This window comes from Streptomyces lasiicapitis, from assembly GCF_014646335.1.
Classification (GTDB): domain Bacteria; phylum Actinomycetota; class Actinomycetes; order Streptomycetales; family Streptomycetaceae; genus Streptomyces; species Streptomyces lasiicapitis.
Window position 1 is genome coordinate 23,737 of the sequence record NZ_BMNG01000027.1, and the last position, 16,044, is coordinate 39,780.

Consider the following 16,044-nt stretch of genomic DNA (forward strand, 5'->3'; position numbering starts at 1 on the left):
CCTCAAGGTCGCCTAGAGATTTGAGTTGCACCTGTGCACCACATGCCGGCCAGCTGAAGCTGAGGGTGTTCTTTCGGACACTGGACGTAATCACCATTGTCCGGTTCGCGTCCTTCTTCTCGGTTCAGTGGTTGCCTAGGCTCACGTCGCGGCTGCCGGGGCTCTCCCCGGCTCGGGGATCCGTGATCTGGCTCATCGGCCACGTGCGAGGAGATCCGTCATCATGCATGAAAGTGATCTGCGCAAGGCGCTGGAAAGCGCCGACGCCGATTCAATCGCCCTCCCACTTGCCGAGTCGGCGCCCACCAGCGGCGCGGTCCCGCTCTTCCCTGACGGCACGCTGCGGTTGCTGCGCGATGACGCGGGTGCCGCGGATCTGCGACTGCGAGGGAGGGCGCCGATCGCCTTCGGCGCCGAACCCGCGTCGCTGGACGCCGAGTTCACTTGCGAGGAGGGAAAGGTCGCCGGGGCAGCCCTGACGCTGTCGCTGCCCGGCGCCGGTGTCCACGTCGACGAGATTGCCCGGCTGTACGGGTACGAACTGCCCACGTTGCCCACGCCGCCGGTGACGGGGTTGACCTTCCAGGGGCGCGGCGACAGGTTCGCGCTCTCGTTGGGCGGTCTTGCCGGGGACGGCGGCATCCTGGAGCGGGACGGCACGCGAGTGCTCGTGGTACCTGCCTCCGGGGGGCATGTTCTGGCAACCCGCGATGAGTTGACCGCGCAGCAAGTGGCCTCCCTGGGCCTTCCGTTGACGGGAGTGCTGCCTGTCGGCGTGTGGCTCGTGCTGCCCGGCGGGATCGTGGTCCCGGTCAGCGCTCCGCAGCTCGTGGCCCCTGACGGCTCCGGCCGCACGGACGGTCTTGGCCGCCCGAAGACGGCCGCCGCCCAAGTCCCGTACGCGCAGCACGCCTATCCGGGGCTGTCGCGGCGAACCCGTGCCGTGCCCACCAAGGACGGCTTCGTGGTGCTCAACGCGCCGAAGCTTGGCGGCCCGGGCGTCAGTTTCATCCCGGGCGGGCCGCTGGACGGTCATCACGGCATCGAAGTCGTCTACGACAAAAGCCCGTTGTCGGTGAAGGGGGCGCTGCAGGTACAGCCCGCCCAGTCCCCGTACCGCGCAGTGGTAGGCGGCCTGCTGACCTTCGCTCTCGGGGGCGGAACCCCGGGCAGTCGCGGCCTGTACGGCATGGGCACAGGGGCGGTGGTCTTCCCGCAGGACGCCGGCACCCAGCCCTCCTTCTTCGCCTTCGCCTCGCTCGGCGCCGAACCGGGGCTGGGGATCCCGGCGTTCCGGCTCACCGGCGTCGCGGCCGGCTTCGGCTGGAACAGCCACCTGCGCACACCGGGACTCGGCGACCTGGCGACCTTCCCGTTCCTCCAGGCGCTCCACGACCCCTCCGCCATCGGCGGGGACGACACCAACCCGGTAGAGATCCTCAACACCCTGACCGGCGGCGCCAACCCGTGGATCACGCCCCAGCAGGGCGCGCTGTGGATGACCGCGGGCCTGGCCTTCACCATCGGCGAGCTGATCGACGGCACCGCGATGGCGCTGCTCCAGACCGGAGCGGACCTCACCATCGGGCTGCTGGGCACGGCCGGGACGTCGTTCCCCAAGAGCGGCGACAAGAAGTACGCCCGGATCGAGGCCGGGCTGCAACTCGTCGTCAAGCCGAACGCCGGTGAGCTGACCGTCGGCACCTCCCTCAACCCCAGTTCGTTCCTCATCGACGAGGACTGCAAGCTGCGCGGCGGCGTCGGTCTGATGGTCTGGTACGGAAACCACCCCAACCGCGGGGACTTCGTCTTCAGTGCGGGCGGCTACCACGACAGCTACCAGGCCCCCGCGCACTATCCGCGGCTGCCCAGGATCGGCTTCGACTGGTCGCTCGGCGGCAAGGTCACCGTTTCCGGCAACGCCTACTTCGCGCTCACCCCGCGCGCCGCGATGGCGGGCGGCAGCCTCGATGTGCGCTACAAGGCGGGGATCATCAAGGCGTGGTGCACCGCCAAGGTCGACGCCCTCATCGAATGGAAGCCGTTCTACTTCGATGTCGGCCTGTCGCTGTCGATCGGCGTCGAGGGCTCGGTCAAGGTGCTCTTCGTCCGGATCACCGTACGCATCGAGGTCGGCGTGTCGCTGCGGATCTGGGGTCCGCCGACCGGGGGCGAGGCCCGGGTGAAGGTGTGGTTCATCTCCTTCACCATCAACTTCGGCCATTCCGCGCGCGGCCAGGGGGACAAGACCCTGGACTGGCCCGCCACCCGCACGATGCTGCCCCAGGCAGGAGCCCGCGCCCGGCTGCGGCCTGGCGACGGCCTGATCAGCGAGGGCAGCCCGGACAACCCGCACGAGGGCGACTGGCTGGTGAAGGCGACCGGGTTCACCTTCGGCACCGACACGCAGGTGCCGCTCAGCCGGATCGAACTCGACGCCACGGCCGAGGACGTGGTCTTCACAGGGCCGGGCTTCGGCATCCACCCGATGCGGGTGACCGGCCTCACCACCGTCCAGCGCGTCCGGGTGACCCTGGAGGGCGAGACGGTCGATCTGGCCCGCTGGAAAGCGGCGCCGCAGTACACCGCCCTGCCGCCGCAGCTGTGGGACGAGCACGGCGACCCCGAGCACGGCAGCGGGCAGGAGAAGCATCTCACCGGCGTCACCCTTACCTCGCCCGACGTCGAGTACGGACACTCCACCGGCTACATCGGCGAGGACACCTTCAAGTTCGACCCCGTCTACCCGCAGGGCAAGGCGCCGCTCAGTAGCGCCGATGCGCCCCTGGTGCCGGAGCCGACCCGCCCCGGCGGGGTCATCGGGCGGATCGCCGACACCATGGACACCGCCACCGCGCGCGCCGCCCGCACCAAGGTGCACGCGCTGATGGGTGCGCTGAAGCTGGACACCGGGGGTGCCAAGAGTGAACTTCCCGGCTATGCCCAGGACGTGACCGGCTACTTCACCGCCGAACCACTGCTCGTGCCCGCAGGCGCCGCCCGCTCCACCAGCACCCCGAACGCCCTTGAGGGAGACAACTGATGGCCGGCCCCGGACACCGCACCCGGTTCTTCGACCACCGGCTGCCTTCGCTGTACTCGGGACGGCACACCGTCACCGTCGACCACACCGTCACCGGCTCCGACAAGGTCGGCGACGAACTCCTGCCGGACCTCGAGCAGGTCTTCGAGGTGCGTCAGCCGCGCTTCCAGCTGCTGCCGGGAGACGTCGCCGCCTGCTACCCGCTGCCCGGAGCGGAGGGAGAGTACGACACCCTGCTGCCGCACATCACCCTCAAGCGGCCGGGGTTCCCCTGGATGCACATGCTGCGCGGTACCAGGGAGGGCACCCCCTGGCTGGCGCTGCTGGTCTTCCGCCCGGGTGAGCTGCCCGAGGACCCACAGGCCGTGGGCCAGGTGACGGTCTCCACGGCCGCCGACTTCGCGGCGGGCCGGGCCGGGGAGGGCCGCCCACCGACATTCGATCCGCCCCTGTACGACGACGAGCAAGAGCTGACGGTCGCCAGTATCCGGGTGCCGGGGCCGCTCTTCACTGCCCTGTGCCCCACCACGTACGAACTGGGCATGCTCGCGCACATCCGTGAAGGCGGCCCGCCGGACGCCGCACGCCGGGTCGGGGAGGACCCGCCGCCCAACGAGTGGGACCTCAAGGCGGTCGTGGTGTCCAACCGCTTCCCGGACGCCTCGGGCCTGCACGTCGCCCACCTCGTCTCCCTCGACGGCTTCGAGGACTACCTCGACGGCACGACCCCGCCACCCGCCGACGGACTGCGGCTGGTGTCGCTGCACTCCTGGGCGTTCACCTCAATCGACGACAAGAAGCTCGGCTTCGGCGAGCTCGCCCAGAACCTCGCCAAAGACCCGGAACCGGTGCTCCGCCACCCCGGGCTGCCCGCCACCTCCGACGTGCCGCTCGCGCTGGACCTGCTGCGCCAGGGCGGCACCGTACTGCCGCAGGACCTGGAGTCGGGAGAGCCGACCGTCGGCTTCTACCGGGGTCCGCTGACCGCCGCCCCCGCCCATCCGCTGCCGCAGGGCACGGGCGTCCGCCTGGAGTCGGCGGGCGAGGCCCTGGTGTACGTGGAGGATCTCGGCGCCTACGACACCGGCTACGCCGTCGCGTTCAGCCTGGGCCGCGGACTCGCCCTGGCCGACGCCGGATTCCGCAGCGCGCTCCTGGCGTTCCGCAAGTCGGCGCGACGGGCGGCCCGCAGGCTGGTGGCCTTCCCGCAGCTGGCCGCGCTCGGTGAACGGGATGCCGCCACAGGGATCAACACCCCCGTCGCACGAAGCGCCTTCGACCGGCTGCTGGGCGACGACGGACCGCTGGCCGCCGCGCTCGCCCGGCCGGGTGCCGAGGTCAGGGCCGGGGGCAGGCGGCCCGTGCCGCGCACACCGGCGCCCGCCCCCGTCGACGTGAACCAGTTGCGTACCGTCATCACCGACACCTCGACCCGGTCGGTGCTCTCGGCGGCGATCCGGTCCGAGCTGGAACCGGTCCACGCGTGGCTGACCCGGCTGGCCCGCCTGGAGATGGTGCCGCTCGGGTACCTCATCCCGGACGAGCAGCAACTGCCGCCGGAGTCGCTGCGGTTCTTCCACGTCGACGCCGGCTGGATCCGGGCGGCAATCGACGGGGCACTGAGCGTCGGCGAGGGGCACGCCCTGGACGCCGACCTCAACGACCTGGCAGGTGATCTGCGGTCGATGCCGCAGTTCTCCTCCGGAGTGGTGCTCCGCTCCGAGCTCCTGACCAACTGGCCCGACCTCCAGCTCACCGCATTCGCCCAGAACGGCGCGATCGCGCCCCTCCAGGTGCGCGACCTCGGCGAGGACCTGCGCATGCTGCTGTACGAGCAGGTGATCGACCGATTCGCGATCGGCGAGCCTCCCCAGGGCCTGCACTTCGGACTGAGCTTCAACCACACCACCGAACTGCGGTCCATCGTCCGGCCGGTGGGGAAGGCGCTCGGCGACTTTCCCGCGGACGGCAGCGGGTACGGGCAGTTCCTGCGGCCCGACGAACACGACGTCGGATACGACGTCCTCGACATCGAGCACCGGCTCGCCCCGGCCCTGGCCGCCGCCCTGTCCGTAGGAGAACTCTCCTCGGCACAGTTCGCCCTCCAGCTGGTGAAAGCGCCCCTGCTCCAGGAGTTCACCCCGGATCCGCAGGAATCGGCCGAGTCCACCGAAGGGACGCTGTAACCCATGGCCCTGAACGACACCCTGGTGGTGCCCGTCGAGGTCGCCGCGTTCGCGGTGAACCGCCAAGTCCGCGACACCGACGGCTCGTATGTCATGCACCGTTGGCAGGCCACATTCGCCACCTTCGGCTCACACAACGACCCCCCGGAACCCAAGCCGTTCGACAGCCTGGAGAACTGGCGGGACCACCCGGAGCGACTCGGCGTCTACGTGATGTGGCAGCTCCCATCCGCTCTGACGAACGGGCGGGAGACGGATGACGGGATCGGTGACTTCCCGCTCGTCCCCAACCGCTGGCTGGTGACCCGCCGCTGGGACGGCGGCATCCGCAGCTGGCTGGTCGAGAGCGACCACATCGGTGCCACCGGTACCGTCTCCTGCCTCGACCCGCACGCCGACACGGCCACCCCCACCAAGCTCGGCCGCAAGCACGAACTCACGGCCTCCTCGCCCTGGCAGGAGCCCACGGAGCGGCGCGAGCCCTTCCTCACCGCGCTCGGCCCCGGCCTGCTGAGCTTCTCCGCCTACCAGCCCTACAACACCAATGTGTTCTCCATCCACGACCCGTTGGAGGACGTCGCTGAAGACGCCCGGGTCAGCTACCGGGTGATCGGCTGGTACGCGCAGGAGGGCTCCGACGCCCTGCACGGCAAGGGCAGGTTCCAGGACCTCATGGACGAGCTGGAGTGGATGCTGCCGCCCGGCTACGGCGCCCCCCGACGCTCGCTGTACGCGGGCAGCGTGCTCGGTGTCGACTGGCAGCCGAACGGGCCCGTGCCCGCCTCGGCCAACCCCCGCCCCGACGAGGTGGTCGTCGGTATCGGCAACTCCACCGCCGAAGCGTCCGCCGCCGTGGAGGAACAATACGGCGGCACCGGCGCGCTGCACGCCGACGAAGCGCGGCTGTTCGAGGCGTTCGCCCTGGGCTGCCTGGAGCAGCTCGACCGCACCGACGGAGCCCTGTTCCCGGCGCGGGCCGCGCACCGCTCCGGCTTCGGCCCGGTGCCGGGCGGTTTCGCCTGGCGCGTGGTGGACCGCGGCGACCCCGATGCCCTGCCCGCTCTCTCCGCCGCCGAGGCGGCTCGCGAACGCAGCGCCGAAGCCGAGGTCCTCGCCGGACTCAACGCCAGGCAGCGGGACCTGGACACCCTCGAACGGACGTTGCGGAGTGCGCAGGAGTACCTCTTCCACCTCTGGGCGCTGAACAAGCGGCACGAGAAGCCGGGCTTCTTCATCGACGAGATCGACAGCAAACTGGACCTCGAGGTGGCGCGATCGCCGGCCCAACGGGTCGCTGAGCTGACGTCCCAGGTCACCGCCCTGCGCGCCGAACTGCCCTGGTCGATGGACCAGGAAGAACTGCGCACGCAGGCATCGCGCTACGCCGCCGACCACGGCATGCGAGCGGCCCGCGTCCTGCAGCGCGTCCCCCTGGCCCCGTACGAGGAGTCCAGTGACCCGGTCGTCCTGCTGCGCGGCGCCAACCTCCACGCGCCCCTGACACGGCACTCCGCCCTGCCCTGCCGCACCGAGGAACGCCTGGTCACAGCGGTCGGGCCGGTGACCGACCTGACGGTGGCCGGGGACGTCGCCCAGGTCAACACGGCGGGACTGCCTGCTCTTGTGCCGCGGTTGCTGGCGGAGTTCTTCATCCTGGACCGGGCCCACGCCCAGGGCCTGGATCTGGCGCAGGCCCAGGGCGCGCTGCCCGAGTACGGCGCCGACGGATGGGTCCAGCCCTGGCAGCCGCTGTACCTGACGTGGTCCGCCAATTACGTGGCCATCCCGTTCCAGGAACCGGACGGCACCGAGAACTGGCGCTTCGACGGCGACCGCTACCGGTGGACGGGCAACGGGACTCTCACCCACCGCATCCCCGCATCCGGCCGGCAGATCCTCACCCCCACCAGCGGGCACCAGCTGAAGGGCCGCCTCGACGCATACGCGGACAGCCGCACGGACCTGGATCAGGACATGATCCGCTCTCTGGGTTCCCTGCTCCGTTACACCGACGAGCTCTCGCAGCGCCTCGACGGGCTCTCCGCACAGATCAGCCAGCGGATCATCGGGGCGGGGCTGCGGCCCGACGGGCCTCTCGGCGCGCTGATCGCAGACGGCGACCAGGGCATCCCGCGGCCGGGCAACTTTCCGGAAGAGGATTGGGAGGACTGGGAGGACAGCGACTTCCAGGAGCTGCGCTCCGGGCAGCTGGAGTTCACCCGCCTCGCGGTCGTCGACCGGTTCGGCAGGGCGGTCAACCTCATCGACAACTCCCGCCACTTCGACTACGCCCGGCCGACGACGTTCGTGCCGGACGAGGAGGTCGGAGACATCGAGCAGGACCGGTTCGCGCAACTGGGCCCGAGGCTGCTCCAGCCGGGTCGGCTCGCCTTCCACTTCGTGGACGGCAGGACCGGCCAGGAGGTCGACGTCACCGCCGGGGCCAACCCGGTGTGCGCCTGGCTGATCCACAACCGGCTCGACCGGTCCATCGCCTGCTACGGGCCCGAAGGCGCGGCGCTCGGTGACATCCGGGTCGTCGTCGGCGCGAGCGGACAGCAGGAGGTCGACTGGAATCCGCTGCCGGGCTCCCCCGTCCCGAACTTCGCCGCACTCGCGGACCTCTCCCCGCACGCCCACGGCTTCCTCGCCGGGGTGATCCGGCAGGGACCGTTCGGTTTCGACGCGCTGCGCCGGCACCTGGACACCGCGCTCGCCGGAATCGATCCGGACGGCCCGGACGACGCGGGCCTTGCCTACTTCTTCGGACGCCCCCTGGCCCTGGTACGGGCCGAACTGGGCCTGGAGATGTGCGGGCCCGCCCGCAGGGACGTGCACTGGAAGACCATCTTCGAGCAGCCGGAACCGGAACTGGGCCGCTACCGGTGGCGCGTTCGTCTCGGCGAGGCGGCCCAGCTGGACGACGGTCTCATCGGATATGTGCTCGGCAACGACTACGACCACCTGGAGACCGTCCTGAAGACCGGCAGGGACGACTATCTGCGATGGATCGGCCCGGGCGAGCGGCTGAAGCTGTCCTTCGACGGACCCCGGGCACAGGTGACGCTGCTCCTTGACGCGCGGGCCGCGGTGCACGCCACGACCGAGATCCTGCCGGTGGGTGAGGTGTTCATACCGCAGCAGTTCACGGACGCAGCCGTCGAGGCCATGGCGGTGGCCTTCCGCGCGGGCCCGCTGCTCGCCCCCGTCGAGCCGGGGACCTCCGGGCCGGACACCGTGCTGGCCCCGCATCCGGCGTCGGCCACCGGCATCTGGTCGTGGGCCCAGCGCCACGGCGACACGTGGTCCCGTTCGCCGATGTCGGCGCAGGATCCGGCGGTGTGGCCCCAGGGGGTCGGGCCCCGGATCCGCAGCGGATTCGTCGTACTGGACGACGCGGCGGGGGCGAGCCGCGACGCCGAGGGCTGACGCACGTCGCCGGTTCCCTCCCGTACGCCGTCCCCTGTCGAGGAGCGTCATCATGACCGAGTACATCCCGGCGGGCGCGCCACGCGCCGCCGAGAGCCGCGTGGCCTTCACGTTGCGTACGACCCCCGAAGTGGTACGGGTATCGCCCGGCACGGGCGATGCCGAGTACGCCGGGGTCACCGTCGTCGGCTCGGTGACCGGCGAGGAGAAGATCACCCTCAACAAGGTCACCGTGAAAATCCTGAAGGGCGCCGACTCACCGCACTTCGCGTCCTCGCTCGACGGTGTGGAGGTGTCCGTCGACCGCTCCGGCTGGACCTATGTCGGGGTGCAGCAGTCCACCTTCTCCTTCCTCCACTCCTCCGGCGGCGAGATGGTGGACCCCGGCGCGAGCCTGACCGTCAGGCTCGACCGCATCCCCGTCAACCAGGCAATCGGCTCCTCCCAGGTGACCGTCACCGCGCACTGGAACAACGAATCCGGCACCGGCCGGACCATCTTCGAGATCGGCAAGTTCCCGCCCGGCTTCTACCTCCGGGACTTCACCTCCTCGCACGCCGAGGTGAACAACGGCGAGGACGTCGAACTGCGCTGGCAGGCGTCCGCCGACGCGACACTCCATCTGATGTACGAGGACGCGCAGTACGACGTCACCGGCCGCAGCGAGTTCACGGTGTCCGACATGCGCCGCACCACCGTGTTCTATCTGCGCGGGAGCCACGGGTCGGCCGAGCAGACCCTGGGCACGATCGTCGGCGTCGGCGACCCGGACATCGAGGTGAACAACCTGGTGGTCACGGGAGCCGTCCGGGCCGACCGGCTGGAGAGCCGCACCCTGGAGCGGATCCGGATCGTGCCGCCGTCCACGGAGGCCACCGCGACCCAGCCGGGACAGCTGCCGCCGGAGACCGTCGCACAGCTCCCCGTCGCCGAGGAGGCGTAATGTCACTCGTACGACAGATGCTGGCCCCGCCTGCGGGCAGGACCACCGCCGACACCGATCCGCTCGCCTTCGACCTCGCCGTCACGCCGGACCCGCTCCGCGTCTCCCCGTCGGAAGGTGACCCCGCCACGGGGGACCTGATCGTGGTGGCCTCCCTGGCCTCCCCGGCGCCCGTCGAGTGCCGGTCGTTCACGGTCACGCTGAAAGTCGGGCCCGGCGGGGGCGACCTGTGCTCGAGCATGACCGGAGTCACCGGGACGATCAGCCTGGCGGGCTGGACGGGCACGGTGAACGCGGCGGCCGGGACCGTCACCTTCGCCCCCGGGTCCGGAGCGCCCGCGCAGGCCGAGTTCAGATCCGAAACCGGCGTGACCTTCCAAGTGATGGGCCTCCCGGTCAATCAGCGCGTCGGCGTCAGCCAGGTGGACATCAGCGCCTCGTGGCGCCCGCTCGGCACCACCAGCTGGCAGGAGCAGGTCACCCGCCTGGAGACCGGCAAGTTCCCGCTCGGGTTTCACCTGCGGTCGCTCGCCGCCGAGCCCTTGAGCGTTCCGCGCGGTGGCTCGGTCACCCTGAGCTGGGACGCGAGCGCCGCCACCGCGCTGTCGCTGTACTACGACGGTGAGCCCCACCCGGTGACCGGGCAGACCTCCGTCACCGTCCCCGACCTGAAGCAGACGACCTACTTCCATCTGCGGGCGGTCGCCCAGGACGGCGCGGGCAGCGTGGAGCGCACCCTCAGCGTGATGGTGCACGTGCCCGACCCCGAATTGTCGGTGGGCCGGGTGATCGTCCACGGAACCTTGCAGGCACAGGGGATCGGGTCGGCCTCCACCGGCGCCCCGCTCGTCGTCCCGCAACGGCTGCCCGCCCTTGTGGACATGGTCAGTGATGCCTCCGGGAACACGTGGGAACCCCTCCTCTTCTCCCGCTCCGCACTGCCGGCCGGCAATCCCGCGGCGGCGGTGGCACCCGTGTTCGGCCAGCGCGTCGAACTGGTCCACCAGCCGCTGGGCAGCGCCGAGTTGGTGTGGTCCACCTTCGACGCCTACGCCTGGGTACGTGTAGAGGCCCCCTTCGGCCCGGGCGCCGATCCGTGCCTCGCGTACGAGAGGGACTCCCTCTGGTGCGCATACCGCGACGGTGGCGGAACGGTGCAGATCCGCAAGGCCGGTTACCACGCGTGGGGTGTTCCCGAACCGGTTCCGGGCAGTGGGACGACCCAGTTCCGCCCCGCCCTGGTCCACAACGGTGACCGGAGGTTCCTCGCCGTCACCGACAGCACGGCCAAGGCCCCGCTGTACTGGCTCCACCGTTTCACCACATGGACCACGCCACAGCGGTTGCCGGGCGCGGCGGCCAACGGGGCCCCGGCGCTCGGGGTGCTCGGCAGCGTCACCGTCTGCGTGTACCGATCCGGCGGGGGCCACCAAGTCGTCTACGACGACTCCGACCCGACGCTGCTCGCCGCGCGGTGGGTGGCGGGCCCGACACTGTCCGGGCCGACGCCCGCCGGGCCGCCCTCACTGGTGACCCTGGGCAGCACGCTGTACTGCGCCTACCGCGACACCTCCGGCCACATCCAACTGCACGGTTACGACGGCACGACATGGACCAGCCGCCCGCCACTCACCAGCCGGACGTACACCCACGACCCGGCACTGATGGCGTTCCGGGGTGCCCTGTGGCTGGTGTGAACCATGCCCGCCCCCGATCCGGGGCCCGCCGAGAAGGAGACCCGTCGTGACCAGCGACACCGCAACTCCCGCCACCGTACCGGGCGAACGGGTCCCGGACGGCGCCGCGCCGAACGTCGGCGTGGAACTGCAATACACCCACTCGACCACGCCCTTCCCGCTCCCGGTGTCCCCGGACTCCGGCCCCTACCGCCCGGCGGACCTGGCCATCGTCCTCACCCGCCGCGCCTCCCGCCCGATCGAGTGCGGCCCCGTCACCGTCTCCGTTCCCGTCGGCGACGGGGCCACCGCGCTGGCCTCCGGGACGGCCGGGATGACGGCGTCCACCGACCGGCCCGGCTGGAACACCGCCATCGCCGAGTCGGGCCGGGTGACGTTCACCCCGCCCGGCGGAGCGGTGCAGATCGGCAAGGAGAACGGCCTCGCGCTGTCGCTGTCCAAGGTCCCCGTCAACCGCACCGTGGGACGCGCGCTGCTGACGGTGAGCGTGCGCTGGCGGTCCCCTGGAGAGACCGGCGAGGACTCCTGGAACGAGGAGACCGTCGACCTGCCGGTTCCGAAGTTCCCGCCCTCCTTCAGCCTGGGCGTGCTGCGCGCGGCCCCTGCCCGCATCGGGTACGGCGGCAGCGTCACGCTCACCTGGCAGGCGGCGGGCGGCAGCTTCCGGCTGCGCTACGGCAAGGCGGACATCCTGGTCACCGGTCAGGACAGCTACACCGCCCACAACATCACCCGCGACACCGTCTTCCACCTGAGCGGCACGTCCACGTCCGCCTCCGGAGAAGTGGAGGCGGTGCGTTCGGTGTGGGTGACCGTCGACGTGCCGGACGTCGTCACCACGTCCCTGACCGTGACGCGGAGCATCGTGACCGACCGGCTGGCGGCCCCCACCTTCACCGCGCCGGCCTTCACCGCCACTACGGTCACGCACCGGCCGGAGCTGTCCATGCGGCGCTTCGACCCGCGGCAGCGCCGCTGGAGCGAGCCGGTCCGGCTACCGTTCGGACCCGCCGCCTCGCCGCCCGCGCTCTTGGTGCACGGCGGCAAGCTCCACCTGGTCTTCCGGCCGTACGCCGACGAGCAGTTGACGTGGGCGCAGTACGACGGCAGCACCTGGCGGACCATGCCCCAGTCCCCCGGCCGGGCGGCCCCGGCACCGGTCGCCCTGGCCAGCGCCAGCACCGGGCTGGTCTGCGCGTTCCAGACGCCGGACGGCGAGCAGCAGACCGTGACCAGCGGCAACGGCACCTCGTGGGGCACGCCTTCGGCGATGCCCGCCCCCTCCGGCGGGGCGGTCTCCTTCTGCTGGGACGGCACCGCCCTGTACGCGGCGATGCGCATCGTGGTCTCCACTGTGCCGGGCGTTGCCATCTACCGGCAGGAAGCCCAGCAGTGGCGGGAGTTCCACATGAACCCCTTCATCCCCGTGGTCGGCTCCCCCGAACTCGTCCTCCAGGGCGAGAACCATCTGTATTACTTCCGCAGCCTTGGCGGCGCGGTATGGACACGGTGGCGCCACAAGGCCGATACGGGTCAACTCAATTGGAACACGCAGAAAGTGAACATGAAGGCCGCGCACGACGTACGGCTCGCGACCGCGGGACCGACGCTGTACGCGCTGTACCCCGACTCCGAGGGCGTATTGCACCTACGGACCTCAGGCGGCCCATCCGGACTGTCGACCGCCCTCGTGGACGAGTACCGCACTCTGGAGACCCCGGCACTGACCTGGTACGGCGACCGTCTGATCGCGGTCGGCAGGGCAGGCGCATGTCCACCCTGACCGCACCGGTGCCGTCACACGAGCCCGCTGCTGCACTCTCCCCTGCCTGCGGCACGAGGTGACCACCACGTCCTCGGTGAGCGTCGTAGAGCCAGTGACCGTATCGGTTACCGGGTCGGGCTCAGACACCTCAAGTTCGAGTTCGGCGCCGTACATGCTCAGGTCCGCGAAGAATCCCTGTTCAACGCCCGGGTCGCCGAGATCGGCGACGTGCACGCACCGAACCCTCCCGTCGGTCGGAACGTCCCATCAGCGGTGACCACCGACGGACCGCCGGTGTGCCGTCAACCGCCGGGGCGGGGAGCGACGCGGTAGAGAACCCCACTTGACTCCCAGCTTCTGAGCTGGCGGTACTCGCGCATGATCTGCTGCTGGGAGTCATGCAGAAGATACACATGCCCAGGAGAGGAAGGATGTCGACGGTACGGCGCACTTCAGCTCCGTCGCTGATCTTGCTCAGGATGCGGAGGGCTGACTGTAGCCATCTGCAGCTCGGGCGTGGAGTGCGGGACCGGCCGCGCCCGGTACGACAGCAGGACCCGGACTGCGCGTCGCGGTCCGGGCCCTGCCTCATGCGATGCCGCCCTACAGCAGCGGTGCGTCAGCTCTGTGCGGTGTCGTCGCTCGTCTGCCCGGCGCCCTCGGCCGCGCCTACCTTCTCGCGCATCTTGCGCACCAGCTCCGCCTTCTGGTCGGCGGCACCCTGGCGGTCGAGGTTGCGGTGCGGACCGTTGTTCTGCCGCTCGGCGCGGGACAGCTTCTTGCGCTGGCCGCCGCCCATGCCCACGGGGTTGTTGATGTTCTTGCTCACGGGTTCTCCCGGGAAGATGTGAAGTGATCTACGGATTCATCGGTGGAGGGAAGGGCGCGGTGACGTCTCAGGACGTCAGCAGGAGCCCATTACGCCCTCACTCGTAAATCGGTGTCTGGGAGAACATGACCAAGACGTTACCCGATTCCGTCGGCCCCGCACACCAGGGCGGCACGCCGTCGCCGCCGCGGCCGGCCGGCCGGCCGGCCGGCCGAGCCAGGGTGCCGCCGACCATGGACTGCACGCCGGGCACTGGTACTCAACCACAGGCGTGCCCGTTGTGGTTCGCGCGGATCGTGGCCACCAACTGCCGCGAGCGGCCCGCCCCGATGTGCAGTTCCTTGCGCAGCGACTCAGCAGACACGGGCCGCTGGTACACCTGCCAGTGCTGGGCGTCCACTTGCCGGGCTCGTGCCAGCAGCGGGTCATCAACATCCGCCCCGTCATGCATAGATGACTCTGCGGCAGTACCCGCCGCGGGCTCACCGGGACGGTCAGCAAGCAATTCCACCGCGAGCAGGAGAGCCACCGGCGGCCAGCCGGCCACCAGCACCGGCTGCCACGCCAGGGAAGGCGCCGCCGCCACGTTGGCCGCCAACGACACGGCGATCCCCAGAAAGAACGCCAGCCGTACGACATGCCGCGAGCGCCGGTCATGCGCCGGCGGCCGTTTCAGAAATCCCACCGTGGCCAGCAGCAGCAAGCCGTCCACCGACAACGGCCACAGCATGGCACTGGTCCGGTCCGCCCCGCCTTGCCCGGCGAACTCTCGCTGGTGCACATACGAGGCGTACGCGGCCACCCCTGACACGGCCAAGGCTCCGGTGCGTCGAATCCACCCCTCCAGGTCGACCCGACGCCGCGCTTCGGACCGCCTCACCACCCCGCCCTCCCCCACGCCAAAGAGCACACGTCCGCTTCGATGACGGGCTGCTGCGCCATGCCCTCCGGCTCAACTCGCAGTCGTTGCCGTCTTCGGCTCGCGACTGCCTTCGTCGCGACCGTGCCTTCGATGCCGTCGATCGGGGTCTCGTCGGACTCCGGATAGTTCTGGGAAGTCCGTTGTGAGACCGCCTGCCCGTCGGTTCCGGGATACCGCAGTCCGCGAGCGGACCCCACGGCAGCCCTACGCATCACGTCAGGCACCTCGGACAAGCCGGTGACTCGGACCCCTGCCTGCCCCACGATGAACCTCGTGCAGGTGCGCCGTGCACATGGGCGTCGTCCCAGAAGGATGCGAGCGGCGCACGATGACCGCATCAACGGCTCGCACCTGCCGCAGGGTGGGCCACCGGCCGTTCGCGGCGAGATGGGAACGCAGCATGTGTGGTCCTTCTCGTCGTCCTGCCGAAGTACCTCTCACTACAAAAGGCCGGAATCTCGCCGATTTTTCGACAGGCCGGTGGCAAGGCGTGGCACCGGCCTCGCCCCACACATCGCCCACGGGGCCATCCGTGACGCCTTAGCGTCCTACTAATGACGCTGGTCAAGGCCTACTACGCGCTCGTCCCGACACCGTGACCCGCGTAGCCGAAACCGGCCGACGTCGGTCCGCTGCCGGCCCCGCCTTTAGGTGCCACGGCAGCCGGTCGACGGTCCCCCTTCACTGCCGGCTGGTCTTTCCTTGGCGACCCGCGTGTCTCCTGGCGGCCTCACGACGTCCGCAGGCTTATGGAGGAGGCGCTGCCATGTCTCGCGTCGACAGGAGCGAAAACCGCGCCGGTGTGGCCACGGTGCCGGGCCAGAGATCGCCGTTGGGTATCGCACGCGAGTGCCGGGCCCGTACGTGCGGACCACCACATCGGTATGCGTGCTGGGTGTGGTCACCGCTTCCTCCTCCGCCGGCACCGGTCGTGGTGCGGTGCTCCTCGTTGTGTAGTTGCTTCAGCAGTCGGTCGGAGCGCATTTCGGGGAACGTCAGGACACGACCGGCGGCTTCGGCTTTGGCTGGTCTTCCACCGCATGCTGGCTGGCAATGGCAGCGGTGTACAGGGCGCGATGCCGCTGCCGCGGCGAACGCGCCGTCGCCGCCCTCAAGATCTGGAAAATCCTGACCACGCTGCGTTGCAACCCGTCCCGGACGACCGCAATGGTGCGAGCCATCCTCGTCCTCCAGCACGTCGAAACCCGACCCACCAAGGATGAGAGAGCT

9 protein-coding genes are annotated in these 16,044 nt (G+C 70.3%); 6 read left to right on the plus strand and 3 right to left on the minus strand.

Annotated features, from left to right (window positions below):
* The first annotated feature begins 223 nt into the window (after positions 1–223).
* Genes IEY91_RS39535 through IEY91_RS39560 form a run of 6 tightly spaced genes read left to right on the plus strand, consistent with a single transcriptional unit; the run spans position 224 to position 13,081 of the window.
* Complete coding sequence (locus tag IEY91_RS39535) at positions 224–3,043, plus strand: DUF6603 domain-containing protein (protein ID WP_189177632.1); 2,820 nt, start codon at positions 224–226, stop codon at positions 3,041–3,043.
* Positions 3,043–5,229: a hypothetical protein gene (locus tag IEY91_RS39540; RefSeq protein WP_189177633.1), complete on the plus strand. Its 2,187-nt coding sequence runs from the start codon at positions 3,043–3,045 to the stop codon at positions 5,227–5,229. The genes IEY91_RS39535 and IEY91_RS39540 overlap by 1 nt, the downstream gene beginning before the upstream one ends.
* A 3-nt stretch (positions 5,230–5,232) precedes the next feature.
* Positions 5,233–8,658, plus strand: coding sequence for a hypothetical protein (locus IEY91_RS39545; RefSeq protein WP_189177634.1), 3,426 nt, complete (start codon positions 5,233–5,235; stop codon positions 8,656–8,658).
* A 52-nt stretch (positions 8,659–8,710) separates the two neighbouring features.
* Positions 8,711–9,601 (plus strand): hypothetical protein, encoded by an 891-nt coding sequence (locus IEY91_RS39550; protein WP_189177635.1) that lies wholly within the window; start codon positions 8,711–8,713, stop codon positions 9,599–9,601.
* Positions 9,601–11,298 (plus strand): hypothetical protein, encoded by a 1,698-nt coding sequence (locus IEY91_RS39555; protein WP_189177636.1) that lies wholly within the window; start codon positions 9,601–9,603, stop codon positions 11,296–11,298. Before IEY91_RS39550 ends, IEY91_RS39555 begins: the two co-directional genes overlap by 1 nt.
* Before the next feature lie 46 nt (positions 11,299–11,344).
* Complete coding sequence (locus tag IEY91_RS39560; protein ID WP_189177637.1) at positions 11,345–13,081, plus strand: hypothetical protein; 1,737 nt, start codon at positions 11,345–11,347, stop codon at positions 13,079–13,081.
* A 601-nt stretch (positions 13,082–13,682) separates the two neighbouring features.
* Here IEY91_RS39560 and IEY91_RS39565 read toward each other — a convergent pair.
* The 3 genes from IEY91_RS39565 to IEY91_RS42730 form a co-directional block, all read right to left on the minus strand.
* Positions 13,683–13,892: a DUF6243 family protein gene (locus tag IEY91_RS39565; RefSeq protein WP_075032920.1), complete on the minus strand. Its 210-nt coding sequence runs from the start codon at positions 13,890–13,892 to the stop codon at positions 13,683–13,685.
* Positions 13,893–14,151: 259 nt separating this feature from the next.
* The gene (locus IEY91_RS39570) at positions 14,152–14,694 is read right to left on the minus strand and encodes a DUF2637 domain-containing protein (RefSeq protein ID WP_229697680.1); all 543 of its coding nucleotides are present in this window, start codon (positions 14,692–14,694) and stop codon (positions 14,152–14,154) included.
* Between the two features lie 1,115 nt (positions 14,695–15,809).
* A complete protein-coding gene (locus IEY91_RS42730; protein ID WP_373288122.1) occupies positions 15,810–15,995 on the minus strand; it encodes a hypothetical protein in 186 nt (61 codons plus the stop codon).
* Positions 15,996–16,044: the final 49 nt, after the last annotated feature.